At 69.8% G+C, this 25,499-nt stretch carries 23 protein-coding genes; 15 read left to right on the plus strand and 8 right to left on the minus strand.

The genetic code is table 11. The features are described from left to right. The first annotated feature begins 247 nt into the window (after positions 1 to 247). Positions 248 to 1,150 (plus strand): CDP-alcohol phosphatidyltransferase family protein, encoded by a 903-nt coding sequence (locus B118_RS0100665; protein WP_018810160.1) that lies wholly within the window; start codon positions 248 to 250, stop codon positions 1,148 to 1,150. 73 nt (positions 1,151 to 1,223) lie between these two features. Here the strand turns inward: B118_RS0100665 and B118_RS0100670 are convergent, their stop codons facing one another. The 3 genes from B118_RS0100670 to B118_RS0100680 all read right to left on the minus strand — a co-directional run bounded on the left by B118_RS0100670 (position 1,224) and on the right by B118_RS0100680 (position 4,271). Next, positions 1,224 to 2,477 (minus strand): phosphatidylserine decarboxylase, encoded by a 1,254-nt coding sequence (locus B118_RS0100670; protein ID WP_018810159.1) that lies wholly within the window; start codon positions 2,475 to 2,477, stop codon positions 1,224 to 1,226. A gap of 172 nt (positions 2,478 to 2,649) precedes the next feature. After that, on the minus strand, positions 2,650 to 2,919 hold the full coding sequence (locus B118_RS0100675; RefSeq protein ID WP_027647265.1) for a hypothetical protein: 270 nt from the start codon (positions 2,917 to 2,919) through the stop codon (positions 2,650 to 2,652). Beyond that, on the minus strand, positions 2,916 to 4,271 hold the full coding sequence (locus tag B118_RS0100680) for a PspC domain-containing protein (protein WP_027647264.1): 1,356 nt from the start codon (positions 4,269 to 4,271) through the stop codon (positions 2,916 to 2,918). The genes B118_RS0100675 and B118_RS0100680 overlap by 4 nt, the downstream gene beginning before the upstream one ends. A gap of 195 nt (positions 4,272 to 4,466) precedes the next feature. Here B118_RS0100680 and B118_RS0100685 point away from each other — a divergent pair, with 195 nt between their 5' ends. From B118_RS0100685 to B118_RS0100715, 7 genes are all read left to right on the plus strand, one after another. After that, positions 4,467 to 5,714 carry a sensor histidine kinase gene (locus B118_RS0100685; protein WP_018826232.1) on the plus strand — a complete coding sequence of 416 codons (1,248 nt, stop codon included), beginning with the start codon at positions 4,467 to 4,469 and terminating at the stop codon, positions 5,712 to 5,714. Continuing rightward, positions 5,714 to 6,400: a response regulator gene (locus tag B118_RS0100690; RefSeq protein ID WP_027647263.1), complete on the plus strand. Its 687-nt coding sequence runs from the start codon at positions 5,714 to 5,716 to the stop codon at positions 6,398 to 6,400. The genes B118_RS0100685 and B118_RS0100690 overlap by 1 nt, the downstream gene beginning before the upstream one ends. Positions 6,401 to 6,640: 240 nt before the next feature. Then, positions 6,641 to 8,266 (plus strand): peptide ABC transporter substrate-binding protein, encoded by a 1,626-nt coding sequence (locus B118_RS0100695; protein ID WP_018810155.1) that lies wholly within the window; start codon positions 6,641 to 6,643, stop codon positions 8,264 to 8,266. A gap of 107 nt (positions 8,267 to 8,373) precedes the next feature. Further along, complete coding sequence (locus B118_RS0100700; RefSeq protein ID WP_018810154.1) at positions 8,374 to 9,384, plus strand: ABC transporter permease; 1,011 nt, start codon at positions 8,374 to 8,376, stop codon at positions 9,382 to 9,384. Positions 9,385 to 9,458: 74 nt separating this feature from the next. Further along, positions 9,459 to 10,376, plus strand: coding sequence for an ABC transporter permease (locus B118_RS0100705; protein ID WP_018810153.1), 918 nt, complete (start codon positions 9,459 to 9,461; stop codon positions 10,374 to 10,376). 5 nt (positions 10,377 to 10,381) lie between these two features. Beyond that, complete coding sequence (locus tag B118_RS0100710; protein ID WP_018222670.1) at positions 10,382 to 11,419, plus strand: ABC transporter ATP-binding protein; 1,038 nt, start codon at positions 10,382 to 10,384, stop codon at positions 11,417 to 11,419. Next, positions 11,412 to 12,422, plus strand: a complete 1,011-nt coding sequence (locus tag B118_RS0100715) for an ABC transporter ATP-binding protein (RefSeq protein WP_018222671.1) — start codon at positions 11,412 to 11,414, stop codon at positions 12,420 to 12,422. Before B118_RS0100710 ends, B118_RS0100715 begins: the two co-directional genes overlap by 8 nt. 74 nt (positions 12,423 to 12,496) lie before the next feature. On the opposite strand, the gene B118_RS0100720 is transcribed toward B118_RS0100715, so the two are convergent. Next, positions 12,497 to 12,835 carry a chorismate mutase gene (locus tag B118_RS0100720; protein WP_033667974.1) on the minus strand — a complete coding sequence of 113 codons (339 nt, stop codon included), beginning with the start codon at positions 12,833 to 12,835 and terminating at the stop codon, positions 12,497 to 12,499. Positions 12,836 to 13,161: 326 nt separating this feature from the next. Between B118_RS0100720 and pcrA the strand changes: the two genes are divergently transcribed. Beyond that, positions 13,162 to 15,549, plus strand: coding sequence for a DNA helicase PcrA (gene pcrA / locus B118_RS0100725; protein WP_026270428.1), 2,388 nt, complete (start codon positions 13,162 to 13,164; stop codon positions 15,547 to 15,549). 51 nt (positions 15,550 to 15,600) lie between these two features. Here pcrA and B118_RS0100730 read toward each other — a convergent pair whose 3' ends face one another. Together B118_RS0100730 and B118_RS0100735 are read right to left on the minus strand one after the other, a co-directional pair. Beyond that, positions 15,601 to 16,425: a M23 family metallopeptidase gene (locus B118_RS0100730; protein ID WP_028192259.1), complete on the minus strand. Its 825-nt coding sequence runs from the start codon at positions 16,423 to 16,425 to the stop codon at positions 15,601 to 15,603. A 274-nt stretch (positions 16,426 to 16,699) separates the two neighbouring features. Beyond that, positions 16,700 to 17,413, minus strand: coding sequence for a M23 family metallopeptidase (locus tag B118_RS0100735; RefSeq protein ID WP_033662193.1), 714 nt, complete (start codon positions 17,411 to 17,413; stop codon positions 16,700 to 16,702). Positions 17,414 to 17,832: 419 nt separating this feature from the next. Here B118_RS0100735 and B118_RS0100740 point away from each other — a divergent pair, with 419 nt between their 5' ends. The 3 genes from B118_RS0100740 to sucD all read left to right on the plus strand — a co-directional run bounded on the left by B118_RS0100740 (position 17,833) and on the right by sucD (position 20,719). Next, positions 17,833 to 18,237 carry a coenzyme B12-dependent isobutyryl CoA mutase small subunit gene (locus B118_RS0100740; RefSeq protein WP_018222676.1) on the plus strand — a complete coding sequence of 135 codons (405 nt, stop codon included), beginning with the start codon at positions 17,833 to 17,835 and terminating at the stop codon, positions 18,235 to 18,237. 413 nt (positions 18,238 to 18,650) lie between these two features. Next, complete coding sequence (sucC, locus tag B118_RS0100745; protein WP_018222677.1) at positions 18,651 to 19,829, plus strand: ADP-forming succinate--CoA ligase subunit beta; 1,179 nt, start codon at positions 18,651 to 18,653, stop codon at positions 19,827 to 19,829. Between the two features lie 2 nt (positions 19,830 to 19,831). Continuing rightward, a complete protein-coding gene (sucD, locus tag B118_RS0100750; RefSeq protein WP_018222678.1) occupies positions 19,832 to 20,719 on the plus strand; it encodes a succinate--CoA ligase subunit alpha in 888 nt (295 codons plus the stop codon). A 60-nt stretch (positions 20,720 to 20,779) separates the two neighbouring features. Here the strand turns inward: sucD and B118_RS0100755 are convergent, their stop codons facing one another. Continuing rightward, positions 20,780 to 21,031, minus strand: coding sequence for a hypothetical protein (locus B118_RS0100755; protein ID WP_018222679.1), 252 nt, complete (start codon positions 21,029 to 21,031; stop codon positions 20,780 to 20,782). Between the two features lie 223 nt (positions 21,032 to 21,254). On the opposite strand from B118_RS0100755, the gene B118_RS0100760 reads away from it, so the two are divergent. Then, on the plus strand, positions 21,255 to 22,523 hold the full coding sequence (locus B118_RS0100760) for a cell division protein PerM (protein ID WP_026270426.1): 1,269 nt from the start codon (positions 21,255 to 21,257) through the stop codon (positions 22,521 to 22,523). Between the two features lie 13 nt (positions 22,524 to 22,536). On the opposite strand, the gene B118_RS27755 is transcribed toward B118_RS0100760, so the two are convergent. Next, positions 22,537 to 23,094, minus strand: a complete 558-nt coding sequence (locus B118_RS27755) for a DUF4190 domain-containing protein (RefSeq protein ID WP_018810147.1) — start codon at positions 23,092 to 23,094, stop codon at positions 22,537 to 22,539. A 212-nt stretch (positions 23,095 to 23,306) separates the two neighbouring features. Here B118_RS27755 and purN point away from each other — a divergent pair, with 212 nt between their 5' ends. Both purN and purH read left to right on the plus strand, forming a co-directional pair. Next, positions 23,307 to 23,927 (plus strand): phosphoribosylglycinamide formyltransferase, encoded by a 621-nt coding sequence (gene purN / locus B118_RS0100770; RefSeq protein WP_028192260.1) that lies wholly within the window; start codon positions 23,307 to 23,309, stop codon positions 23,925 to 23,927. After that, entirely contained in the window at positions 23,924 to 25,495 is a 1,572-nt protein-coding gene (gene purH, locus B118_RS0100775) for a bifunctional phosphoribosylaminoimidazolecarboxamide formyltransferase/IMP cyclohydrolase (RefSeq protein ID WP_018222683.1), read from the plus strand. Before purN ends, purH begins: the two co-directional genes overlap by 4 nt. Positions 25,496 to 25,499: the final 4 nt, after the last annotated feature.

Below are 25,499 nucleotides of genomic sequence, written 5' to 3' on the forward strand. Positions count from 1 at the left end.
CGGTTCGCGCGGTTTAAGGGAGTTTTAAGTACCGCCGGCAGCTATCGCCAAGCCCCGTTTGCCTGTGCGATGGTGTACCCCGCAAAACGGCTGCCGGGCCAAGAAGGTCTGGCACGAGACAGCCGGACGCCCTGCCACCGCGGCGGTGCGCCGATCCGGTGATGGAGGGAACGTGCCGAGAGCCCCCTGGCGCCGGCGTCGTACGACAGACAGTCCACGTCCTGCAGGGCGTCGATGGGCAGGCCCGTTGCGGCGCAGCGGCACAATCGCCCGTCAGGTGCTGTGGGTTCGGGCGGGCCGCCCGGACGGTGGCCTCCGTGGCGGCGTTGACCGGCCGCTGATCGAGCGCCGGTTCCCGCAGCGCCGCTACCCGCGGTACGACGCCGAGGTGGAGGCGATCGTCCCGGTCAGCCCTGCTGTCGCCCCGGCGCCGCCGGTGGACGAAGCGGTGGCGATCTCGACTCCGCTCCTTCCCGGTGCCCGGACGCCGGCCCGGCGGATGAAATTCGTGCTGGTCAACGGCTGTACCCTCGCCAGCCTCACCCTCGGCATGCTGGCGATCTTCCTGGCCATGCAGGGCGAGGTGCGGCCCGCGGCGCTCTGCCTGATCGCCTGCGTCGCCTTCGACGGTCTCGACGGTGCCCTCGCCCGCCGACTCGGCGTGGCCAGCCCGTTCGGCGCCCAGATGGACTCGTTGGCCGACATGTGCTCCTTCGGCCTCGCCGCCCCGGTCGTGGTCTATGCCTCCCTGGCTGGCTCGGTGCCCCCGGCCGCCGCAGCGGTGGCCTGTGCGCTCGTCGCGTCCTGTGCCGCGATCCGTCTCGCCCGGTTCAATGTCTCGCCGAAGGACAGCCGCTTCTTCTGCGGGGTGCCCACCACCATGGCGGCCGCCATGCTGGCCCTGACCGTCGCCATCGGGCTGCCGGTGTCCGGGCTGGTCCTGCTCGGCGGGGTGGCGCTGCTCGCCTTCGCGATGGTCTCCAGCTTTCCGTACGCGAAGCTCGCTCGCCTGGTGAAGCTGCCACCCTGGGTCTGGCTGGCTCCGCTGGTCGGCGCGCTGGTCGACATCCGGCTCACCTTCGCCCTGGTCGTGGTGGGCTACCTGCTCAGCGGTCCGGTGCTCTGGCTGCGGCAGCGCCGTACCGTCTGATTCGGCTTCCCGGCGGGGCACCGTGGTTTCCCGGCGCCCCGCCACCGCTCCTTCCGGCGCCCGTGCGACGCGGTCAGTGCCAGCGGGCGATGACCGACGACCCGCCGACGACCCGGTCGCCGGGCCCGACCAGTGGCTGCGCCGCCTCGGCCGGCAGGTAGACATCGGTGCGTGAGCCGAACCTGATCAGCCCAAACCGCTCGCCCTTGGCCAGCAGCGAACCGATGGGCGCCCGCTGCACGATCCGCCGGGCGATCAATCCGGTACGTTGCGCCACGACCACCGTTCCGTTGGTGGTGTCCAACACCGTGTACGCGGCGACGTTGTGTTCCGCATCGGGCTTCATCGCGTTGGCGAAGCCGCCGTCGGTCACGAAGTGGTCGACCACCTTGCCCGCCACCGGGGAGCGGTTGATGTGGACGTCGAGCACCGACAGGAACACGGCGATCCGCAGCCATTCGCCGTCGCCGAACCGCTCGTCGGAGAGGCGTTGTACCGAGAGCACCCTGCCATCGGCCGAGGCGACCACCGCGGACGGATCCGCTGGCACCTCCCGCTCCGGGTCCCGGAAGAAGGCGGCGACCGGTGCGGCGGCAAGGGCCGGCAGCAGCCACAGCTTGGAGGTCGGCCGGGCGACACGGGCCACCGCCGCCAGCCCGAGGGCGATCCCGGCGGCGGCCACCCCGTTGCTGTCGATGTGCATCGTGCGGGTCAGCGGCACGCTGGCGGGTCGGTACGCCGGGGCCAGCCCCACCGCCGCCGCCGCGGTGGCCGGGCTGAAGCGGAGCCGGTGCACCCGCAGCGGTGGGTTGTTGCGCAGCAGCAGGTCGCTACCGACGCCGTGCAGCGCGGCCTGGCGGGCCAGTTCGTCGCTCGCGCCGCCGGTGCGCCTGGCGATGGCGGGGGTGGCGAGGCTCAACGTGGCCCCGTTGTCGAGGTACTTGCCGAGCCCGTCGAGGGTGGCGCGGGTCTCCTCCATCGTCCCGGTGAGCGGTTCACCGATGATCGCCACCGCTGCGGCCTCGGCGTCGGCCAGCGCGTCAACGACCCGGACCCGCTCGGCGACCCAGGGGCCCTGGGCGGCTACGTGCGCGCGCAGCATCTCGGCGTCCGACCAGCCGGCCGGTACGACGGTGAGCGTGTCACCGGGCAACAGCGCCTCGATCGCCGCGGCGAGTACCGGGGACTCCAGGCTGGCGTCGACCAGCAGGGCGGCCTTCGGCGCGTTGATCCGGGCGAGTTCCGAGACGAGGACACGGGCGGCGCGCTCGCCGATACGGACCGGACCGGAGCGGCCGGTGGGAGGCACGGCGGGGGACTGGGTCATGTCGGACAAGCTCCTGACGGTCGGGACGACGGGTCGGTGAGATCGGCGCGATCGGCGTCGGGTCGCTCGGCATCGCCCGTGGGCGCGCTGCCGGGTCGAACCGGCGAGTGCGTGGCGGGGCGGGCGCCACCGGCCAGCATATGCCCCGAGCCGGGTCGAGCCGGCGTTGCGCTCAGCGCCGATCCCCCTCGGCTGGCCCGGGCTCCGGCGTCGCACCGGTTGGCGGCGCCTCCGCCTCCGGAGCGGCCGGGCTGCCGAACCGGGCCGCGCGAAGCGCCCCGACCAGCCCCAGTACACCGATCAGTAGCAGCGCGCCGGCCAGGAACCAGCCCACCGGGGGGAGCGTGAGTTCGAGCAACCGGGCGACCAGCCACCAGGCGGCAAGGAGAAGGAAGATCAGCCCGAAGATCAACGACACCGAGTCGGTGCGATGGGGTTTCACCGGGTCACCTCCAGCGTGCCGACGTCAACGTGAACGGAGAGGCGTAGCGTTCCGCCGCCGGGGCCGTCCGCCCCCAGGTCGGTGCTTTCGTGGCGCGAACCGGTGGAGCCGCTGCGCTTGGCGACGCCCTGGTCGAAGACGACCGCGTCGCCGACGGTGACGGTCGCGGTGACGGTGGCGTCGACGTCCGGGGGCAAGATCACGGTGGCCTTCCCGGCGGTGACCGTCACCGTGACCTCGCTGCGCTTTCCGGTGAAATCCACCGAGCGTAGGTCGAGTAGTGAGTTGCCGGAGAGGTTCTCGTAGCGGTTGGCGAGCTCGGCATGGCTGGCCGGCGCCCAGGTCACCGCCTGGTTCACCGTTCGGAACCGGTCGGACTCGGCCACCGTGGCCACCCCCAGTGCGGCGGCGGTGATCAGGCCGAGCGCGATGAGCCAGCGGGCCCGGCCGAACCAGGCGCCGACGAGTAGGCCGAGGCCGATGGTGGCCAGGACGGCCGCGAAGTACGCGGACGCGCCGAGGGCGGGTACGCCGGTCAGATCGAGGAGGGTCAGCAACCCGAGGACGAGGAAGACCAGCGAGAAGGTCACCCCACCGAGCGCGGAGCGTTCCCGCGGTCGTTTCCGCTCCGGCCGCGGGGCCGGTGGTGCGGGCGGCGGGGTCGGTGAGGCGTACGGCCCATGTGGGGCGAACGGCAGGCGGACGCCGCCAGGTGGAGCCTCGGGCGCTGTCGGCCAGGCCGGCGGCGGTGCCGAGGTTGGCCAGGGCGGCGGCGGTGCCGAGGTCGGCCAGGCCGGCGGCGGGGCAACGGGCGGGCCGGGTTGGCCCGGACGTTCGCGGTTGAGTAACAGCGCCCCGCTGATCAGGATCGCCGCGCCGAGCAGCATGGCCCGGAACGCGTCGGTGACGATGAAGGCGAAGCTGACCGCCACCAGGATGCCGAGCACGATCACGGTGACCGGGGACATGCTGGAGCGTCCCCGACCCAACATCGACTCGACCGGTGAGGCGGTGTCGCCCTCGCCCGGGATGATCAGCCAGGCGGAGATGTACACCAGGATGCCGACGCCGCCGAAGAAGCCGAGCACCGCGAGCAGCACCCGCCACAGCACCGGATCGGTGTTCGTCGCCCGGCCGATCGCCGCGCAGACGCCAGCCAGATAGCGGCCGTCGCGCGGACGGACCAGCCCGTACCGCGAGGTGAAGCCGCCGCCCCCGAGCGGCGGCGGGGTGGGCGGGCTCCCGGGCGGCGGCGGGGTGGGCGGACCCGTGGGTGGTGGCGGTTCACCCGCCGGCGCCGCAGGTGGTGGCGTCGCCGCGGCTGGCTGGTGCTGGGCGGCTTCCTCGGTCATGACCTCGATCCTGCTCCCTCGTCGCCTCGTCGGCCTCCGGCGGAGACCCTGACCTCACCCTGAGATCAGGGCAGCAGGATCTCCGGGACGCCCCCGTGGTCGAGTGCTTACCTGGCGTGTGACGATCGGAACCAGCGGCGCGTGCCGCTCGCCGGAAGAACCGCCGCGACTAGCTAGGGAGCCCCGATCAGTGTCGTGACCAACCCCCCGCGCCTCTATCGCGCCCGCGAGCACCGGATCGCTGCTGGGGTGGCGGCGGGGATCGCCGGGCACCTTCGCATCCCGGTGCTCTGGGTCCGGGTCGCGTTCCTGGTGTTGCTCGGCTTCAACGGCCTCGGGTTGCTGTTGTACGCGGCCCTCTGGGCGGTGGTGCCGCTGCGACCGGGGGACACCGCCACCCCGCCCCGTCGTGATGTGGCTCAGCTGCTGCCGTTTGTGGCGATCGGCCTGGGGGTGCTGATCTTCCAGGTGATCTTCTTTGATGCGGTGGGTGCGACCGGTGTTGCGGGCACCGCCGGCTGGCTTGTCACGATCATCGCGGTCGGGGCCGGGCTGATCTGGCACCAGTCCGCACCGCAGCGGCGACGGCAGTGGGACGGGACGCTGCCGGTGCCCTGGCTGAGCGCGGTGGTGGAGGAGAGTGACCGGCGGGCGTTCGTGCTTCGCTTCATCGGCGGCGGAATCCTGGTCGCGGTGGGGGTGATCGGGGTCGCGGCGGTGTACTCCCCGACGCAGAACTTCGACGCGGTGCTCAACGGCGTGATCTTCGCCTTGGTCGGTCTGGCGGGGGTCGGGGTGGTGGCCGCGCCGGTGCTCTGGCGAACCTGGAACCAGCTTCGGTCGGAGCGGGAAGGGCGGATCCGGGAGCAGGAACGGGCCGAACTGGCTGCCATGGTGCATGACCAGGTGCTGCACACCCTCGCGTTGATCCAACGCAACGCCGGCGACGGGAAGACGGTGACGCGGCTGGCCCGGGGGCAGGAGCGCTCGCTGCGCAACTGGCTCTACCGGCCGACTGCCTCGCCGACGGAGCGCTTCGCGGCAGCGCTGGAGCTGGTGGCGGCCGAGGTGGAGGACACCTACGCGGTCACGGTGGAGACGGTGGTCGTCGGTGACCGGGAGACCGACGAGCGGGTCGGCGCGTTGGTGGCCGCCGCTCGCGAGGCGTTGGTGAACGCGGGCCGGCATGCTGGGGTGCAGACCGTCTCGCTCTACGCCGAGGTCGAACCGGAGCAGGTCAGTGTCTTCGTCCGGGATCGGGGGAGGGGTTTCGATCCGGCTACGGTGGAGGAACGCCGGCACGGCGTTCGGGGCTCGATTATCGGCCGGATGAAGCGACACGGTGGCCGGGCGGAGATCCGCTCCGGGCCCGGGGAAGGGACCGAGATCCGGTTGATCCTGCCGATCTCCCGTGACGGGTCCACGGCGGAGAGGAGTAGGTGATGGCGGACCAGACGCCGGATTCAGTGGTGGAGGCGGGTGTGGCCGCGCGGCGGCTGCGGGTCTTCCTCGTTGACGATCATGTGATGTTCCGGGCCGGAGTCCGTGCCGAGCTGGGTGCGCATGTCGACGTGGTGGGCGAGGCGAGCACGGTGGCGGAGGCGGTCAGTCGGATCGCCGCCACCGAGCCCGATGTGGTGCTGCTTGATGTGCACATGCCGGAGGGGGGTGGCCGGGCGGTGCTTGAGGCCATCCGGCGTACGCACCCGTACGTGCGGTTCCTCGCGCTCAGCGTCTCGGACGCGGCCGAGGACGTGATCGGGCTGATCCGCGCTGGCGCCCGGGGCTATGTCACCAAGACGATCTCACCGGACGAGTTGGCGGCGGCGGTCCGCCGAGTCGCCGAGGGCGACGCCGTCTTCAGTCCCCGGCTGGCCGGTTTCGTACTGGACGCCTTCGCCGCCCGGCCGGACGTGCCGGTCTCGGACCCCGAGCTGGACCTGTTGACCAACCGGGAACGGGAGGTGTTGCGTCTACTCGCTCGGGGGTACGCGTACAAGGAGATCGCCAGGGAGCTGTACATCTCGATCAAGACGGTCGAGACGCACGTGTCGAACGTCCTCCGCAAGCTCCAGATGTCCAGCCGCTACGAGTTGTCGCGCTGGGCGGCGGATCGTCGGCTCGTCTGAGCCGACGATCGGCTGTGACGACGGGTTGCTCAACGTGACAGGACTGGCTACTGTCGATGTAGTTTTTCCGACTCTTACCACGCTTGCCCGGGGTCGATGTACACACCTATGGGTGGATGTACACACCGTCCCGGCCGGGTATCGGGTTGATAACACGCCTTCCCGCTAGCGCGCGTCTGGTGTCACAGTGGCAGGCACCTCACACCCCCTCGTGAGCTGAGCGCCTGAGGAGGCACTCCCATGCGTGGGAAATTCCTGAAGGTGGCGGTCGCGGCGACCGCCACCGCTATGTTGGCCACCGCCTGTGGCAGCGACTCGAGCGATGCTGGCGACGACGCCGCCGGCGGCACGCTTCGGGTATATGCATCCGAGCCGGCGTACCTGCTGCCGTCGAATGCCAACGACGAGCCGTCGATCTATGTGGTTCGCCAGCTCTACCGCGGTCTGGTCAAGTACAACGCCGAGACCGGTGATCCAGAGATGGATCTGGCCGAGTCGATCGACTCGGACGACCAGAAGCTCTGGACGATCAAGCTGAAGGACGGCTACACCTTCGACAACGGTGAGCCGGTCGACGCCGACGCCTTCATCCGGTCGTGGAACTTCGCCGCCTACGCGCCGAACGCCCAGAACAACGGCTCCTTCATGACGCGGATCGCCGGTATCGACGAGGTCCTGCCCAAGGACCCGGACGGTGACGGCCCGGAGAAGGCCCCGGAGCCGACGGCCGAGACGCTGTCCGGCCTGAAGAAGGTCGACGACCTGACCTTCACCGTCGAGCTCAGCGAGCCGTTCAGCGGCTTCCCGATCGTGGTTGGCTACCCGGGCTTCTCGCCGATGGCCCAGGCCTGCCTGGACGACACGGATGCCTGTAACGAGACCCCGATCGGCAACGGCCCATACAAGATCGACGGTAGCTGGAAGCACGACGTCGAGATCAACCTGGTCCGTAGCGACAGCTGGAAGGGCGAGGCGGGTAAGCCCGCTGCGATCAACTACCGGATCTTCGGGGACGTGGACGCGGCCTACGCCGCCTTCCAGGCCGGCGAGCTGGACGTGATGTACACGATCCCGCCGGCGCGCTTCAAGGAGGCCAAGGCCAGCTACGGCGACCGGCTGTACGAGCAGGCGAGCGGCAGCCTCAACTACGTCGGGCTGCCCCTGTACGACGAGAGCTTCCAGGACAAGCGGATCCGTCAGGCGATCTCGATGGCGGTCGACCGGGAGTCCATCGTGGACGCCGTCTTCGACGGCCGGTGGACTCCCGCCACCGGCTTCGTCGCGCCGACCTTCCAGGGTGCTCGCGAGGGTGTCTGCACCTACTGCACGAAGGACGTCGAGGCGGCCAAGAAGCTGCTCGAAGAGGCCGGCGGCTGGCCGGAGGGGAAGAAGCTGACCCTGTGGGCCAACGCGGGCGCCGGCCACGACGCCTGGCTGCAGGCGGTCGGCGACCAGATCAAGGCCGTGCTGGGCATCGACTACGAACTGAAGGTCAACCTGCAGTTCGCCGAGTACCTGGAGAAGGCGGACAACCGGGAGTTCACCGGCCCGTTCCGGCTCGGCTGGGGTCCGGACTACCCGTACCTGGAGACCTACCTGACCCCGACCTACGGCACCGGCGCCAAGAGCAACTACACCACCTTCAGCAACGCTGATTTTGACAGCCTGCTGAAGCAGGGTGACTCCGCCCCGAGCGTGGAGGAGGCCATCCCCTTCTACCAGCAGGCCGAGGACATCCTGGCCGAGGAACTGCCGGTCATCCCGATGTTCTGGCGTAAGGAAGCGGCGATCTACAGCGAGCACGTCGACAACTTTGTCTGGAACAAGGTCGCGGGCGCCGACTACGGTGCGACCGCGCTGAAGTAGAACTGAGCTTCGGCTATCTGATCCCGCCGTAACCAGGATGTGGCGGCAACGGTCACCCCACCAGGGTGATCGTTGCCGCCGTATCAGCGCCGAGAGGAGACCCCGACATGGGGCGCTACGTCATTCGACGGTTGCTCCAGTTCATTCCGACCGTGCTGGGCACCATGTTCCTGCTCCACTACATGACCTCGCTGGCGATTCAGTTCAGTGGGAACCCGGTCCGTGCCATCTTCGGCGACCGGACCCCGCCGCCGGCCCTACTCCAGTCGATCACCGAACGCCTCGGCTACGGTGACCCCTGCCTCGAGCAGAAGGGCAACCCCTGCTTCGGGCTCTTCCTCGACCGGGTGAGCGGAGTCTTCCTAAGCTTCGACTTCGGCATCGACCTGCGGGAGCAGGAGGTAACCGAGCTGGTTGCCAATGCCATTCCGTACACCCTGAAGCTGCTGGTGATCGCGATCGTCTTCGAGGCGGTCGTGGGTATCGCCGCCGGCGTCTGGGCGGGTCTGCGGGGCGGCAGCTTCGCCGACAACCTGGTGAAGATCAGCACCGTCTTCGTGATCTCTGTGCCGATCTTCGTGCTCGGCGTGGTGGTGCGAGAGTTCATCGGGGTCAAGTTCGGCAACATTCTGCGTGATCAGGAGTGGCTCCCCGACGTTGTCGCGTACGGGTTCTTCAGCCCCGGCTTCAAGCCGGACTACCCCTTCGCCAGCCTCCTGATTCCCGGCATGGTGCTCGGCTCGGTCGCGCTCGCCACCACCGCGCGGCTGACCCGGACCAGCATCATGGAGAACATTCGGGCGGACTTCGTCCGGACCGCCCGGGCAAAGGGCTTGGCCAACAAGCGGGTCATCGGCGTGCACACGCTGCGTAACTCGCTGATCCCGGTGATCACGTACCTCGGCGTCGACATCGGTTCGGCGATGGCCGGTGCGGTGGTTACCGAGACCATCTTCAACGTGCCCGGTATCGGTCGGCTGGTGACGGCTGCCGCCCGGGAGGGAGAGTCGTCCGTGGTCATCGGCGTGGTGACCATGCTGGTGTTGGTCGTTCTGCTCGCCAACCTGTTGGTTGACCTCCTGTACGCCGTGCTCGACCCGAGGATCCGCTATGAGTGACGGCACCGTGGTCAGTAACCGGGGGCCGGTGACACCGGCGATCCGCGGCAGGGCGAAGCGAAACGAGGTGGGACATGAGTGACGCGACGAGTGCCGGCACCGCCGTCGGCGGTGCCCCCGGGAAGACGAGCAAGAGCGGCAAGGAGCGCAACGCCAGCCTGTGGGCGGATGCCCGCCGGCAGCTGGTCCGCGACCCGGTCTTCATGCTCGCCGTGCTCTACATCGTGGTGGTCAGCACGATGGCGGCCTTCCCGAAGCTCTGGACCGGTCAGGACCCGCGGGCGTGCCACACCGACCAGTCTCGGATCGCGCCGAGCTGGGAGCACCCGTTTGGCTTCAACATCCAGGGCTGCGACTACTACTCGCACGCCATCTATGGCGCCCGGCCATCAATGGTGATTGCGATCATGGCTACCGGGGGCATCGTGCTCTTCGGCGGCCTGATGGGCCTCCTCGCCGGCTACTACGGCGGCTGGGTGGACGGGCTCATCTCCCGGCTGATGGACATCTTCTTCTCGCTGCCGTTCCTGCTCGGCGCGATCGTCTTCCTGACCGTGATCAAGCAGCAGAACATCTTCACCATCGCCCTGGTGCTGTTCCTGCTGAGCTGGCCGACGATCGCCCGGATCATCCGCGGTAGCGTCATCTCCTCAAAGGACCTGGACTATGTGCAGGCCGCCAAGGCGGTCGGGGCGGGTAACGGCCGGTTGATGTTCCGGCACATCCTGCCGAACGCGATCGCGCCGATGTTGGTGTACGCCACGATCGTGCTGGGCTCGTTCGTCGCCGCGGAGGCCACGCTGACCTTCCTCGGTATCGGGCTCCAGCCGCCGACGCAGTCCTGGGGCATCATGATCTCGGCCCACCAGGTCTACTTCCTGGAGGATCCGTGGCTGCTGCTCTTCCCCTGCGGACTGTTGATTGGCACGGTGCTGTCCTTCATTCTCATGGGTGACGCCCTGCGTGACGCCCTCGACCCGAAGTTCCGGTGAGCGCCATGAGCACTGATGTGAACGTCAAGCTGGACGCCCTGCCCGGCCTTGACGCGGATGCCCTGCCGCTTGAGGTCAAGAATCTGCAGGTGGAGTTCCGCACTCGCAACGGCATCGCCCGCGCGGTCAACGGCGTCAACTTCAGCCTGCGGGCCGGCGAGACCCGAGCGATTCTCGGTGAGTCCGGCTGCGGTAAGAGCGTCACCGCTCAGGCGATCATGGGCATCCTGGACAGCCCACCCGGGTTCGTCACCGGCGGGGAGATCCGCTACCGCGGTGTTGACCTGCTCAAGCTCCGGGAGGCGCAGCGGCGTAAGGTCCGCGCCAACCGGATCGCGATGATCTTCCAGGACGCCCTCTCCGCGCTGAATCCGGTCTTCACGGTCGGCTTCCAGCTCGGCGAGCTGTTCCGTAAGCACCGGGGCATGTCCCGGGCGGACAGCAAGGTGCGCGCCGTCGAGCTGCTTGACCTGGTCAAGATTCCGGCGGCGAAGCAACGGGTGAACGAGTACCCGCACCAGTTCTCCGGCGGTATGCGGCAGCGTGTCATGATCGCCATGGCGTTGGCGCTCGACCCGGAGGTGTTGATCGCCGACGAGCCGACCACCGCCCTGGACGTCACCGTGCAGGCCCAGATCATGTCCCTCCTCGCCGAGCTGCAGCGGGAACGGAACATGGGCCTGCTGCTGATCACCCACGACATGGGTGTGGTCGCCGACGTGGCGGACCAGATCTCGGTGATGTACGCCGGCCGGGTCATTGAGGAGGCTCCGGTCCGGGAGATCTACGAGAGCCCCTCCCACCCGTACACCAAGGGTCTGCTGGAGTCGATTCCCCGCCTGGACCTCAAGGGCCAGGAACTCTCCGCCATCAAGGGGCTGCCGCCGCTGCTGACCGACATCCCGAAGGGATGCGCCTTCAACCCCCGGTGCCGGTACGCGCAGGACGCCTGCCGTCGGGACCCGGTGCCGCCGCTGTATCAGGTGGCGCCGTCCCGAAGCTCCGCCTGCCACTTCTGGAAGGAGGTCAAGGCCGATGTCTGACATCGTGTTGGAGGCCCGTGACCTGGTGAAGCACTTCCCGCTTACCCAGGGGATCCTCTTCAAGCGGCAGATCGGCGCGGTCCGCGCGGTCGATGGGATCAACCTGCAGCTGCGCCGGGGCGAGACTCTCGGCATCGTCGGCGAGTCCGGCTGTGGCAAGTCGACCCTGGCCCGGATGCTGGTGGGGCTGGAGACGCCCACCTCCGGTGACCTGTTCGTGCAGGGCCGGAACATGGCGAAGGTCGGTGGCGCCGAGCGGCGTCGTGGCCGGCGCAACATCCAGCTGGTGATGCAGGATCCGTACACGTCGCTCAACCCGCGGATGACCGTCGGCGACATCGTCGGCGAGCCGTTCGAGGTGCACCCCGAGGTGTTGGCGAAGCCCAAGCGGCGGGCCCGGGTTCAGGAGCTGCTGGATCTGGTCGGCCTGAACCCCGATCACATCAACCGGTACCCGCACCAGTTCTCCGGCGGCCAGCGCCAGCGCATCGGTATCGCCCGCGCCCTGGCGCTCAACCCGGAGATCATCTTGTGTGATGAGCCGGTCTCCGCCCTGGACGTGTCGATCCAGGCGCAGGTGATCAACCTGCTGGAGAAGCTTCAGGACGAGTTGGGGCTCTCGTACATCTTCATCGCACACGATCTGTCCGTGGTTCGGCACATCGCCGACCGGGTCGCGGTGATGTACCTCGGTCGGGTCGTTGAGATCGGTACCGAGGACCAGATCTACGAGAACCCCACCCACCCGTACACGCAGGCGCTGCTCTCGGCGGTGCCGGTGCCGGATCCGAAGCTTCGGGGTCTGCGGGACCAGATCGTGCTGACCGGCGATGTTCCGTCGCCGGCCAACCCGCCCTCCGGCTGCCGGTTCCGGACCCGCTGCTGGAAGGCACAGGAGATCTGCGCCCAGCAGGAGCCGGCGCTGGCTGTCCGGCAGAGTTCGGCCCACCCGAGTGCCTGCCACTTCGCCGAGGTTCGGGACGTGGTGCACGCGCAGCGGTAGCGGCGCTACGGTGACCGGGGCGTTGGCCATTCCTGGCCGACGCCCCGGTTCCGTTCCGCTACCCGGCCGCCGGATCAGAGCGGGCCACGACCGGCACGAAGCAGCAGGAGAGCGACCTGGGTACCATCCGCCCCCAGCGCGGACCGGAAGCGTTCCAGGATCTCCCGCTCCCGGGAGAGCACCAGGCGGGTGCCACCGGAGGCCATCCGGGTCATGCCGACCTGCTGGGAGAGCCGGGCCCGCTCCTGCCAGAGGTCGATCAGGGCGCCGTCGATCTCGTCGATCCGCTGCCGGATATTCGCGATTTGCGCTGCAGCCAACGGTTCCTTCGTGCCGGCGTCGCGGCCATCGGTGCCCGCCGCGCCATTCGTTCCGTCCGTGTTGCCGTTCTGCTCCGCCACGCCTGTCATCATCGTCGTACCCTTCGGGTGTCGGGCGCTGGTGCCCGGATCCCGAGACGAAAAGGCCCCGGGCTCGCGAGCCCGGGGCCTTTTCGTAGGTCTTGGTTGATCAAGCGTGACCCACGGCTACCGGACTCTCCGGGCCGTAGTAAAAGTAGTCGCGCTGATCGAACACGGACCCGAGTATGCCCGCTCCCGCCTGAGGGCGCAAGGAAAGCCCGGGCCGGGGAGGCCGGTGCCACCCGAAGGGGAGGACCGGGGCGCGGCGGGCGCGCCGTCGCACATCCGGGCCGTGGCCGAAGGGATTCGTCGGGGCGACGGCATAGACTCGCCGTGCGATGCATCCTCTCTTTGACCTTCCCGTGTCCTCGTCCGCGCCCGACCCTGCTCCGCCGCGCCGGCCCACTCCGGTGCGCCTCGACCCGCAGGAGCTGCTCAACGGGCTGAATGGCCCCCAGCGGGAGGCGGTCACCCACGCCGGGTCACCGCTGCTCATCGTGGCCGGGGCCGGCTCCGGCAAGACCCGGGTGCTCACCCATCGGATCGCGTACCTGCTCGCGGAGCGACAGGTGCACCCAGGCGAGATCATCGCGATCACCTTCACCAACAAGGCCGCGGGCGAGATGAAGGAGCGGGTGGCCCAGTTGGTCGGGCCGCGCGCTCGGTTGATGTGGGTCTCGACCTTCCACTCCGCGTGTGTCCGCATCCTGCGGGCCGAGCACGAACACGCCGGCCTGAAGTCGACCTTCTCGATCTATGACGCCGACGACTCCCGTCGGCTGATGCAGCTGGTCACCCGGGAGCTGGACCTAGACCCGAAGCGCTACCCAGCGCGGGGGCTGGCCGCCCAGGTCTCCAATCTGAAGAACGAACTTGTTGACCCCGAGGAGTTCGCCGCCCGGGCCAAGGGGCCGAACGAGCGGGCGCTCGCCGAGGCGTACTCGCTCTATCAGCGGCGGCTCCGGGAGGCGCACGCACTGGACTTCGACGATCTGATCATGACCACGGTGCACCTGCTCCAGTCGCATCCGCACGTCGCGGAGACCTACCGGCGTCGGTTCCGGCACGTGCTGGTTGACGAGTATCAGGACACCAACCACGCCCAGTACGTGTTGATCAAGGAGCTGGTGTCGGGTACCGACGGGCTCGACCCGGCGGAGCTCTGCGTGGTGGGCGACGCCGACCAGTCGATCTACGCGTTTCGGGGCGCGACGATCCGCAACATCCTGGAGTTCGAGCGGGACTTCCTCGATGCCCGGACAATCCTGCTGGAGCAGAACTACCGCTCCACCCAGACCATCCTGAACGCGGCCAACGCCGTGATCGACCGAAACACCTCCCGTAAGCCCAAGCGGCTCTGGAGCGAGGCCGGGACCGGTGACCCGATCGTCGGCTACGTCGCCGACACCGAGCACACCGAGGCCGACTGGGTGGCCCGGGAGATTGACCGGCTCGTGGACGACGGTGACACCCGGCCGGGGGACGTGGCGGTCTTCTACCGCACCAACGCCCAGTCCCGGGTCTTCGAGGAGGTGTTCATCCGCGTCGGCCTCCCCTACAAGGTCGTCGGTGGGGTCCGCTTCTACGAGCGGAAGGAGGTCCGGGACGCCCTGGCCTACCTGCGGGCGTTGGTCAACGAGGACGACACGGTCAGCCTTCGTCGGGTGCTGAACACTCCACGCCGGGGCGTCGGGGACCGCGCCGAGGCGTGTGTCGAGGCGCTGGCCAGCCGGGACCGGATCTCCTTCGGCGCGGCTCTGCGCCGGGCCAAGGACGCGCCGGGCATCTCCACCCGGGCGGCGAACGGCATCGCGGAGTTCATCGCGCTGCTCGATGGTGCCCGGGAGGTCGCGGAGACCAGCGCACCCGAGGAGGTGCTGGAGGCGTTGCTCAACCGGTCGGGGTACCTGACCGAGCTGGAGGAGAGCCTGGACCCGCAGGATGCCGGCCGGGTCGACAACCTCCAGGAGCTGGTCAGCGTGGCCCGGGAGTACACGGAGCGGGTGGAGGGCCTGGGCGAGGAGGGCGAGCGAGCCACCGTCGCCGGCTTCCTGGAGCAGGTCGCGCTGGTGGCCGACGCGGACCAGTTGCCCGCCGACGACCCGGAGCACCAGGGGGTGGTGACCCTGATGACGCTGCACACCGCCAAGGGGCTGGAGTTTCCGGTGGTGTTCCTGACCGGTTTGGAGGACGGGGTCTTCCCGCACGCCCGTACCTTCGGCGACAACCATGAGCTGGAGGAGGAACGGCGCCTGGCGTACGTGGGGATCACCCGGGCCCGGCAGCGGCTCTACCTGTCCCGGGCGGTCACCCGCTCGGCGTGGGGCCAGCCGGCCTACAACGCGCCGTCCCGGTTCCTTGCGGAACTGCCCGTGGAGTTGGTGCGCTGGGAGCGCACCGAGGGCTCGTACACCTCGTGGGCCGGCGGCGGTGGGGGCGTGGGCGGTCGCGCGGACCGGGGGCAGGGCGGCTTCACCGGGGGCACGCCGAAGGCCACGCAGCTGGCGCGTCGGCTCGGCGTGGACGGTAGCCGCCTCGCCACGGCCAGCGAGTTGCCGTCGGCGCCCCCGCGGGTCGCGGTCGGGGACCGGGTCAACCACCAGCGGTACGGGCTGGGTCGGGTGCTCGCGGTGGAAGGACACGGCCCTGGCGCCCGTGCCCAGATCGACTTCGGCGACCAGACAGTCTGGCTGGTGCTCCGGCACGCACCGATCGATCGACTCTGAGCGGACGGCCCGGGTGCTGTTCGGCCGCCGTCGGCCCCGGGAGGCGCTCGGTCAGCAGGCCACGTCGACGCCGCGTTCGCGGAGGAACGGCGCCGGGTCGATCTGGTTCCACAGCTGGCCCTGATGCACCTCGAAGTGCAGGTGCGGGCCGGTGGAGTCGCCGGTGGAGCCCTCCAGGCCGATGGTGTCACCGGCGTCGACCGGGTCGCCGATGCTCACTTTCGCGGTGCTCAGGTGGGCGTAGTGGGTCAGATATCCGGTGCCGTGGTCGATGACGACCGAGATGCCGTACCCGTCACCGGCGTCGCCGGCTTTCGTCACGGTGCCGCCGAAAGCGGCGCGGACCGGGGTGCCGGCGGGCAGGGCGAAGTCGATGCCGGCGTGCAGCATTCCTCCCCGGGGGCCGTAACAGGAGGTGATGGTGGCGTCAGCCATCGGGATGACCCAGGTCGGTGTCGACGCGGTGGTTGTCGGCTTGGCTGTCACCTTCGGTGTCGTGCTGGCCGAGGGCTGCGCCGTGGGGCTCGCCGAGGCGCTCGGGCTCGCCGAGGCGATCGGGCTCGGACTGCTGCTCGCCGACTTTCGGGCGGAGCGATCGGCGCGGGCGGCTGCCGCGGTGCGGGCGGCGGCCTCGGCTTCAGCGGCGGCCTCGGCCTTGGCCCGGGCCTCGGCTTGGGCTTGCAGGTCGACGTTGACGGCATCGTTCGGGGTGGCGTCCTGGTCATCGCCGGTGATCGTTGTTAACGCGACTCCGGCGAGGGCGAGTCCGGCTACCGCGGTGGCCGTGGCCCGCAGTATCCGACCTCGGGTGTTGATCGGTCGCCGATGGCGGGCCGGGGCGGTGTTCCTGCGCGAGCGGGAGGTGTCGTTCTGCACAGCGGACCTTCACTGCTCGTAGGGGCACGTGACCTCGACATCCTGAGGTCCGTCCGGAGCCGGCCGGAGACGAGGGGCCGGCGGGCGGGCTCGGTCCGGTGCGATCAGCGGAGCTATGTCGGCCCGTGTCGCGAATAGCGGCGGCAGCGACCCCGGCTCGTACGTGGGTTCAGTCACACTGTTGGCAGTGACCCCAAACACCTTCGCCGGCTGGTGGAGAGAGAAAAACCGCCCGGATCCTTCGATCCGGGCGGCGGTAGGGCACTACACAGCGTCAGGGAATGGCTACATCGCTGTAGAAAGGTTCCATCTGGAGTTTGATGTCCACTCCGCGCTCCATCAGCCAGGGCACCGGGTCGAGCGGTTCGCCCTTGACATGGACCTCAAGGTGTAGGTGGGAGCCGTAGGAGAGGCCGGTGTTGCCAACCAGGCCGAGCTGGTCGCCGGCCTTGACCTGCTGTCCCTCCTGCACGCTGAGGGTGGAGGAGTGGCCGTAGATGGCCTCGCTGCCGTCGGCGTGCGCGACGATCACCGTGTAGCCGTAGCCGCCGAACCAGCCGGCCTTGGTGACGGTGCCGTCATGGACGGAGACGTAGGGGGTGCCCTCCGGGGCGACCAGGTCCACGCCGGTATGCAGCTCTTCACCCTGAACGCCGTATGGGGAGTTGAAGTCGTAGTCCTTCAGCGGGAGGCACCAGACTCCGGACTCCGCCTCCGAGCTCAACCGCTCGCCGTCCCGCGACGAGCGGTCGGCGGCGTTGGCGCGCTCTGCGGCGTCCTCGCTCAGCGCCGAAGCCGCCTTGAGCTCGTCCAGTACTGTCGGGCTGACGCTCTTGGCGTCGGGAAGGGCGCTGCCGGCGAAGAGGGCGACCCCGCTGGCGCCGACGAGGGCAGTGGTAACCACTGCGGCGTAGCGGCTCCGCGGTGGGGTGGGTACGCGGCGGCGGCCGCGATATCTATCGGGCTCAGACGACAGGCGCTGGCGCACGCACACCCTCCGTTGTCGGGGTATCGAGGCGATCGGGCGGGGTTCGCGAAGCTGGATGAACTCCGCCGACCGCGTCGTCACCCGTCCATGGACCTGATGACAACCGTTGGACACGGTAACCAACCACCACGTCCGTCACAAGCCGCATCGCTAAATTGGTGTGATGTTCTGTCCGTTTGTATCCACTATTGTCCTGGGCCTAAGCCGGTGAAGGTGTCCCCAATCTCATCCCGTTCGTCGCGTAGGGTGACCGAAAGGTGGAGCCGTCCGACTTGACTTACTCGGGGCATCCCTGGTTCCGCTGGCTGGACGGGCACCGAGGTGGCGGGGGTGTTCGGCGGCCCGGATTCCGCGGCCCGGACCGGTCGGGTTACCGTTCGTTAAGGTCAAGCCGCGGAGCCGGTGAAAGGGATGCGCAGATGAGCTCTCGTGTTCGGGTCGTCGTCGCCAAGCCGGGCCTGGACGGCCATGACCGCGGCGCAAAGGTCGTCGCGCGTGCCCTCCGGGACGCCGGGATGGAGGTCATCTACACCGGTCTGCATCAGACCCCGGAGCAGATTGTGGAGACCGCGATCCAGGAGGACGCCGACGCGGTCGGACTTTCCGTTCTGTCCGGGGCGCACATGACCCTTTTCCGGCGGGTGTTGGAGCTCCTTACCGAGCGAGACGCGCGAGACATCGTCGTCTTTGGCGGGGGCATCATCCCGGACACCGATATCCCGGAACTGCAGCAGATAGGCGTGGCGAAGATTTTCACTCCGGGGGCCACCACGGGGTCGATCGTGGACTGGGTCCGGCAGAACGTGGCGCAGGCCGTCGCCTGACGATCGGCCCGGGGGGTTTCGCGGGCGGGCAGGGGGAGAGGCCGGACGCACCCCTCACACGCCCGGCCCCTCTATGCACGATGCCCCGCCGCCACCCCTCGACCGACAGGGCATCGGCCGTCTCGTCGCCGCGCTGATCAGCGCTTCGACATCTGACTCAACGAGGCCTGAACCCCCGGGGTTACGTGCCGGGGAAAACATCGTCCGGAAGGTTGACACTCGGCCAAACGGCGGGTGCGGGCCAGTCAGCTGTGTAGAACCGCACACCACGTACCCGCTTGGTCGTTGGTGGTGTCGACCTCGCTAGGCTGACTTCAATGGCCTGTTACAACTGATGACAGGCGTCAAACTGTTTTCCATACGCTGGTGGCGGCGCGACGGCGCGCCGCGGAGACGGGACGGGACGCGCAATCGTGGACCTGTACGAGTACCAGGGGCGGGACCTGTTCGAGCGGCACGGGTTGCCCGTGCTCGCCGGCGGCGTCGCCACGACCCCGGAGGAGGCCCGCGCGATCGCCGAACGCCTCGGCGGTCGGGTGGTTGTCAAGGCGCAGGTGAAGGTCGGTGGCCGGGGCAAGGCCGGCGGGGTGAAGCTGACCGAGGGCGCGGAGGAGACGGTGGCCCGGGCCACCGACATCCTCGGCATGGACATCAAGGGGCACACCGTCCATAAGGTCATGATCACCGTGACCGCGGACGTGGCCGAGGAGTACTACTTCTCCTACCTGTTGGACCGGGCGAACCGCACCTTCCTCTGCATCGCCAGTGTCGCCGGTGGGATGGACATCGAGCAGGTGGCCGCCGAGACGCCGGAGAAGGTCGTCAAGGCGCCCATCGACGCGAACGTCGGCGTGGACGCGGCGACGGCCCGGCGGATCGTCACCCAGGCCGGCTTCCCGGCCGAGGTTACCGACCAGGCCGTTGAGATCGCGGTGGACCTGTGGCAGGCGTTCGTCGCCGAGGACGCGACGCTGGTCGAGGTGAACCCGCTCGCCAAGACCGCCGAGGGCGGGCTGCTCCTGCTCGACGCCAAGGTCAGCCTGGACGAGAACGCGGCGTTCCGGCACCCGGACCACGAGGCGCTGGTTGACCAGGCCGCGGTGGACCCCCTTGAGCAGGCCGCCAAGGAGAAGGACCTCAACTACGTCAAGCTCGACGGTGAGGTCGGCATCATCGGCAACGGCGCCGGACTGGTCATGTCGACCCTCGACGTGGTCGCGTACGCCGGTGAGCGGCACGGCGGCGTGAAGCCGGCGAACTTCCTCGATATCGGTGGCGGTGCGAGCGCCGCGGTGATGGCCAACGGCCTCGAGATCGTGCTCTCCGACCCCGCGGTGAAGAGCGTATTCGTCAACGTCTTCGGCGGGATCACCGCCTGCGACGCGGTCGCCAACGGCATCGTGCAGGCGCTGGCCCTGCTCGAGCAGCGGGGCGAGCAGGTGACCAGGCCGCTGGTCGTCCGCCTGGACGGCAACAACGCGGAGGCCGGTCGGGCGATTCTCGACGGCGCGAACAACCCGCTGATCCAGCGGGTCGACACGATGGATGGTGCGGCCGAGCGGGCCGCCGAGCTGGCCGCTGCGGGGGTCTGACAATGGCGATCTGGCTGACCAAGGACTCGAAGGTCATCGTGCAGGGGATGACCGGTTCCGAGGGTTCCAAGCACACCCGGCGGATGCTCGCCGCGGGCACCGACATCGTCGGTGGGGTGAACCCGCGCAAGGCGGGCACCACCGTTGACTTCGACGGCGCCCAGCTGCCGGTCTTCGCGAACGTCGCCGACGCGATGCGGGAGACCGGCGCCAACGTGACGGTCATCTTCGTGCCGCCGCAGTTCACCAAGGGTGCGGTGATCGAGGCGATCGACGCCGGCATCCCGCTCGCCGTGGTGATCACCGAGGGCGTGCCGGTACACGACACCGCCGCCTTCTGGGCGTACAACGTGGCGCAGGGTGAGCGGACCCGAATCATCGGGCCGAACTGCCCGGGGATCGTGTCGCCGGGCGCCGCCAACGCCGGCATCATCCCAGCCGACATCACCGGCGCCGGCCGGATCGGCCTGGTCAGCAAGAGCGGCACGCTGACCTACCAGATGATGTACGAGCTGCGCGACATCGGCTTCTCCACCTGTGTCGGTATCGGCGGTGACCCGATCATCGGCACCACGCACATCGATGCGCTGGCCGCGTTCGAGAACGACCCGGACACCGACGCGATCGTCATGATCGGTGAGATCGGTGGCGACGCCGAGGAGCGGGCTGCCGAGTTCATCAAGGCGAACGTCACCAAGCCGGTGGTCGGTTACATCGCCGGCTTCACCGCACCGCCCGGGAAGACGATGGGGCACGCGGGTGCGATCATCTCCGGCTCGGCCGGCACCGCGGAGGCCAAGAAGACAGCGCTGGAAGCAGTCGGCGTCAAGGTCGGCAAGACTCCGACCGAGACGGCCCGGCTGATGCGGGAGATCATGTCCGCGGGCTGAGCCCCGGCGACGACCGCTGGAGGGGTCAGCCGCCCACGGCTGGTCCCTCCGGTCGTCAACTCAGCTGAACGGATTACTGCCGCCCAGGTAGAAGAAGCCGTTGGCGATGATGTTGAACACGCCGAAGGCGATGCCCAACCAACCGAGCACCGGCGAGTTACCGAAGCGCCGCGCATCGCGGATTGACAGGTAGCCGAAGACGATCCCGAGTACGCCGCAGCAGAGCAGGCCGACGACGATGCCGAGTACGCCCCAGAGCGTCGTCCGATCCTTGCCCGCCGCCGTGCCGGACGGCGGATATGCAGCGGTCACGGCGTGCCTCCTCGCATCGGTGCCGCGCCCGCCGGGCTGCGGGGGCACGGTCAACACCTCCGGTGGTGGAGGTCCCCACTTGACCCACCGGTCGGCCACGGTGGCGTCCTGTGGCCGAGGCTAGACCGGATCGGAGGCAGGAGACGGTGGATCGCGCAACTCGAACCCGCCCGGGGGGTTTATCGACCTGCTGCCACCCCCACGGCATGTCAGAGTAGACCTGATGTCCTCTGTCACCCCCGACCAGCCCGGCCGAGCCCCCCGGATGGGCGCCCGTCCGCCGGGGCGACCCGGGCCGGCTCGCCGGGTACCCGCGCCACGGGCGGGCGGGCCGCCGAGCCGTCCGCCGCTGGCCGTCGCCGCGGGCGTCGCCGCGGTCGGTGCGGCGCTCACCTCCTGGCTACCGGTGGCAGTTGTGCTCTGGTTCTTCCAACTCGGTGCGGGTGCGTCGAACCTGCCGGACGCGGTCCGGGTCGGGCTGGCCGGCTGGTTGCTCGGGCACGGCGTCCCGCTGACGACGGACGCCGGTCCGCTCGGGCTCGCCCCGCTGGCGGTGACCCTGCTCGCCGGCTGGCGACTCATCCGGGCCGGAGTGCACGTCACCCGGGCCATCGGCGCCCGGGGCAGCAGGTCACCGAAGCGTGCGTTCGTCGCCGCCGGGGCGGTCGGGATCGCTTACACCCTCCTCGGAGTGCTCGCCGCCCTGCTGGTAGCCGGTGGGACATTGGATGTGTCGCCGGTACGGACCGGCCTGACCCTCGCCGCGGTCGCCACCGTTGCCGCCCTCGTCGGGGCGGTTCGCACGAGCGGGCTCGGTGACCTGCTCGCCGCGCGGGCGCCGCTAGCGCTGCGGGAGGGGATCCGGACCGGTCTGGTCGCGGCGCTGCTGCTACTTGCGGCGGGGGCCGGCGTGGCGGGGCTGGCGGTGGCGACCGGTGGCGGTGACGCGGCCGACCTGATCGCGGCCTACCACACCGGGGTGGCGGGGCAGGCCGGGATCACCCTGGTCAACCTGGCGTACGCCCCGAACGCGGCGATCTGGTCAACCAGCTACCTGCTCGGCCCCGGGTTTGCGGTTGGCGTCGACACCACGGTGCAGACCAGCGAGGTGACAGTGGGGGCACTGCCGGCCCTGCCGCTGGTGGCGGGCCTCCCCGGTGGACCGGTGGACGGCCTGGGGACGGGCCTGCTCGCGGCGCCGGTTCTGGTCGGGATGGTGGCGGGCTGGTCGTTGACCCGTCGGGTGCTGCGGTCCGGCAGCGACAGTGCCCGGGGAGAGTGGGGGCCGCTGCTGCGCCCGGTGGTGCTCGCCGGCCCGGTGGTGGGCCTACTGGTGGGGGCCGCGGCGGCGGCGTCCGCCGGCCCGCTCGGTGCGGGCCGGCTGGCGGAGGTCGGACCGGTGCCGTGGCAGGTGGCGGTGGTGGCGACCGTGGTGACCGGGACCGGCGTGCTGGGCGGCGTGGTGGCGGCCCGGTTCCTGTCCCGCGGCTGACCCGTCGAGGCGACTAGAGGGCGAGCCCGATGATGTTCAGGACACCCCAGCCCAGGCCCAGCAGCGCCCCGATCGCTCCACAGATCATCCCGGCCATGGCCTGATCACGATTGTCCGCGAGCCCCTGCTCGACCTTTTGCTGGCCGAGCCATCCGGTCACCACCGCGGCGATGCCCACCGGAAGGCCGACATAGCAGCAGGCCAGCGGGACCGACGCGATGCCGAGGATCATGGACAGTAGTCCGAGCGAGTTCTGCCTTCCCGCCGGGAGCGGGTAACCCGCGTTCGGGTACAGCTGCACCCCACCGTAGGGCCCCGGGTACGGCGGAGCGGTGGGCGCAGCGTACGGGTCCGGTGGTGGTGGGCTCGGCGGTGTGGTGGGCGCGGCGTACGGGTTCACCGGCGGCGGAGGGTACGGCTGCTTGGAAACCGGGGTAGCCGGTGGGGCGTACGGGTCGGCCGGTGGCGCCCACGGGTCGACTGGTGGGTGGAACGGGTCCGCTGGTGGGGTGGATGGGTCGGCCGGTGGAGTGGATGGGTCGGACTGCGGGGTGGATGGGTCGGGCTGCATGGTTTCCCCGGTAAATCAGTAGGAGTTCGAGGACTGGGGCGGGATCGCGGGCTGCATCTCTCGATACTCCTTCGAACGGGTGCGGCATCGGGACGACTGTCGCCATCGGTGCGCGTGGGAGCGACCGGCAGCGTACCGGGTCCGGTCGAGGGTTCAGCGTCGGCTTGCCGCCCAGCGGACCGGCGGCCGGGCCACCCCGATAGGGTTGTCCGGTGCCTGCGCCCGCGTCTGCCGCCCGTATCGTCGTTCTCGTCTCCGGCTCCGGCAGCAACCTTCAGGCGTTGCTCGACGCCGGCACCGATCCCGGGTACGGGGCCCGGGTGGTCGCGGTCGGGGCGGACCGCGACGGCATCGCCGGGCTGGACCGGGCCGCGGCGGTGGGGGCGCCGACCTTCGTTGAGCGGGTGAAGGACTATCCGACCCGCTCCGACTGGGACGCCGCGCTCACCGCGCGGGTCGCCGAGCACACCCCCGACCTGGTCGTCTCCGCCGGCTTCCTGAAGCTGGTCGGCCCGCACTTCCTCGCCGCGTTCGGCGACCGCTATCTGAACACCCACAACACCCTGCTGCCGGCCTTCCCCGGCATTCACGGGCCCCGCGACGCGCTCGCCTACGGGGTGAAGATCACCGGGGCCACCCTCTTCTTCGTCGACGCGGGCACGGACACCGGCCCAATCGTCGCCCAGGTCGCGGTGCCGGTCCGGGACGGCGACGACGAGCAGACGCTCACCGAGCGCATCAAAGAGGCCGAGCGCCGCCAGCTCGTCGAGCAGGTGGGCCGCCTGGTCCGTGCAGGTTGGACGATCACCGGAAGAAAGGTCACGGTTCCGTGAGTTCCAGTCAGGACGAGCGCCGCCCGATCCGGCGGGCGCTGGTCAGCGTCTACGACAAGGCCGGTCTGGCCGAGCTGGCCCAGGCGTTGCACGACGCCGGCGTGGAGATCGTCTCGACCGGAAGCACCGCGTCGGCCATCGCCGGTGCCGGTGTGCCGGTCACCGCGGTGGACTCGGTGACCGGGTTCCCGGAGATCCTCGACGGCCGGGTCAAGACGCTGCACCCCAAGATCCACGGCGGTCTCCTCGCGGACCTGCGCAAGGAATCGCACGTTGGGCAGCTCGCCGAGCACGGCATCGGAGCGATCGACCTGCTGGTGTCCAACCTGTACCCGTTCCAGGCCACCGTCGCCTCCGGGGCGGGGCAGGACGAGTGCGTCGAGCAGATCGACATCGGTGGCCCGGCGATGGTGCGGGCCGCCGCCAAGAACCACGCCTCGGTCGCCGTGGTGACCGACCCGTCGGGCTACCCCCAGCTGCTGGCGGCGGTACGGGCGGGTGGCTTCACCCTGGCGCAGCGCCGGGCGCTCGCGGCCCGGGCGTTCGCGGTGATCGCCGACTACGACGTGGCTGTCGCCGAGTGGTGCGCGCGGGAACTGGTCGAGGAGGACGCGCCGTGGCCGGGCTTCGCCGGCCTGGCGCTGCGCCGCGACGCGGTGCTGCGGTACGGGGAGAACCCGCACCAGCCGGCCGCCCTCTACACCGACCCGTCGAGCCCGGCCGGGCTCGCCCAGGCCGAGCAGCTGCACGGCAAGGAGATGTCGTACAACAACTATGTTGACGCCGACGCCGCCTGGCGGGCCGCCAACGACTTCCCCGACCAGCCGGCGGTGGCGATCATCAAGCACGCCAACCCGTGTGGCATCGCGGTGGGCGCGGACGTCGCCGAGGCGCACCGTAGGGCACACGCCTGTGACCCGGTGTCCGCCTTCGGTGGCGTGATCGCCGTGAACCGGCCGGTCGGCGTCGAGCTCGCCGGGCAGGTGGCGGAGGTGTTCACCGAGGTGGTTGTCGCGCCGGAGTTCGAACCCGACGCGCTTGAGGTGCTGCGGGGCAAGAAGAACGTGCGGCTGCTGCGCGCCCCGGCCTACGCCCCGGCGTCGGCGGAGTGGCGACCGGTCACCGGTGGGATGCTGGTACAGGTGCGGGACCGGGTGGACGCCACGGGCGACGACCCGGCCACCTGGCAGCTGGCGACCGGCGACGCCGCCGACGAGGCGACCCTGCGGGACCTGGCCTTTGCCTGGCGGGCGGTTCGAGCGGTGAAGAGCAACGCGATCTTGCTGGCCCGCGACGGCGCGACCGTCGGCGTCGGCATGGGGCAGGTCAATCGGGTCGACTCGGCCCGGCTGGCGGTGGAGCGGGCCGGTGCCGAACGGGCGCGCGGGGCGGTGTGCGCCTCCGACGCGTTCTTCCCGTTCGCCGACGGGCCGAAGATCCTCTTCGCCGCCGGAGTGCGGGCGATCGTCCAGCCCGGCGGCTCGATCCGGGACGAGGAGGTCATCGCCGCCGCCGAGGCGGCCGGCGTGACCATGTACCTGACCGGCACCCGGCACTTCTTCCACTGACCGA

Source organism: Salinispora pacifica CNR114, from assembly GCF_000514775.1.
In the GTDB taxonomy this organism is placed as follows: Bacteria; Actinomycetota; Actinomycetes; order Mycobacteriales; family Micromonosporaceae; genus Micromonospora; species Micromonospora pacifica.

Excerpts from the sequence above, each read along its gene's own strand:
- pcrA (WP_026270428.1), top strand. The coding sequence starts at position 13,162 with ATGCATCCTCTCTTTGACCTTCCCGTGTCCTCGTCCGCGCCCGACCCT.
- sucD (WP_018222678.1), top strand. The coding sequence starts at position 19,832 with ATGGCGATCTGGCTGACCAAGGACTCGAAGGTCATCGTGCAGGGGATG.
- B118_RS0100670 (WP_018810159.1), bottom strand. The coding sequence starts at position 2,477 with ATGACCCAGTCCCCCGCCGTGCCTCCCACCGGCCGCTCCGGTCCGGTC.
- B118_RS0100710 (WP_018222670.1), top strand. The coding sequence starts at position 10,382 with ATGAGCACTGATGTGAACGTCAAGCTGGACGCCCTGCCCGGCCTTGAC.
- B118_RS0100760 (WP_026270426.1), top strand. The coding sequence starts at position 21,255 with ATGTCCTCTGTCACCCCCGACCAGCCCGGCCGAGCCCCCCGGATGGGC.
- B118_RS0100690 (WP_027647263.1), top strand. The coding sequence starts at position 5,714 with ATGGCGGACCAGACGCCGGATTCAGTGGTGGAGGCGGGTGTGGCCGCG.
- B118_RS0100705 (WP_018810153.1), top strand. The coding sequence starts at position 9,459 with ATGAGTGACGCGACGAGTGCCGGCACCGCCGTCGGCGGTGCCCCCGGG.
- B118_RS0100740 (WP_018222676.1), top strand. The coding sequence starts at position 17,833 with ATGAGCTCTCGTGTTCGGGTCGTCGTCGCCAAGCCGGGCCTGGACGGC.
- B118_RS0100700 (WP_018810154.1), top strand. The coding sequence starts at position 8,374 with ATGGGGCGCTACGTCATTCGACGGTTGCTCCAGTTCATTCCGACCGTG.
- B118_RS27755 (WP_018810147.1), bottom strand. The coding sequence starts at position 23,094 with ATGCAGCCCGACCCATCCACCCCGCAGTCCGACCCATCCACTCCACCG.
- B118_RS0100715 (WP_018222671.1), top strand. The coding sequence starts at position 11,412 with ATGTCTGACATCGTGTTGGAGGCCCGTGACCTGGTGAAGCACTTCCCG.
- B118_RS0100695 (WP_018810155.1), top strand. The coding sequence starts at position 6,641 with ATGCGTGGGAAATTCCTGAAGGTGGCGGTCGCGGCGACCGCCACCGCT.
- B118_RS0100680 (WP_027647264.1), bottom strand. The coding sequence starts at position 4,271 with ATGACCGAGGAAGCCGCCCAGCACCAGCCAGCCGCGGCGACGCCACCA.
- B118_RS0100720 (WP_033667974.1), bottom strand. The coding sequence starts at position 12,835 with ATGATGACAGGCGTGGCGGAGCAGAACGGCAACACGGACGGAACGAAT.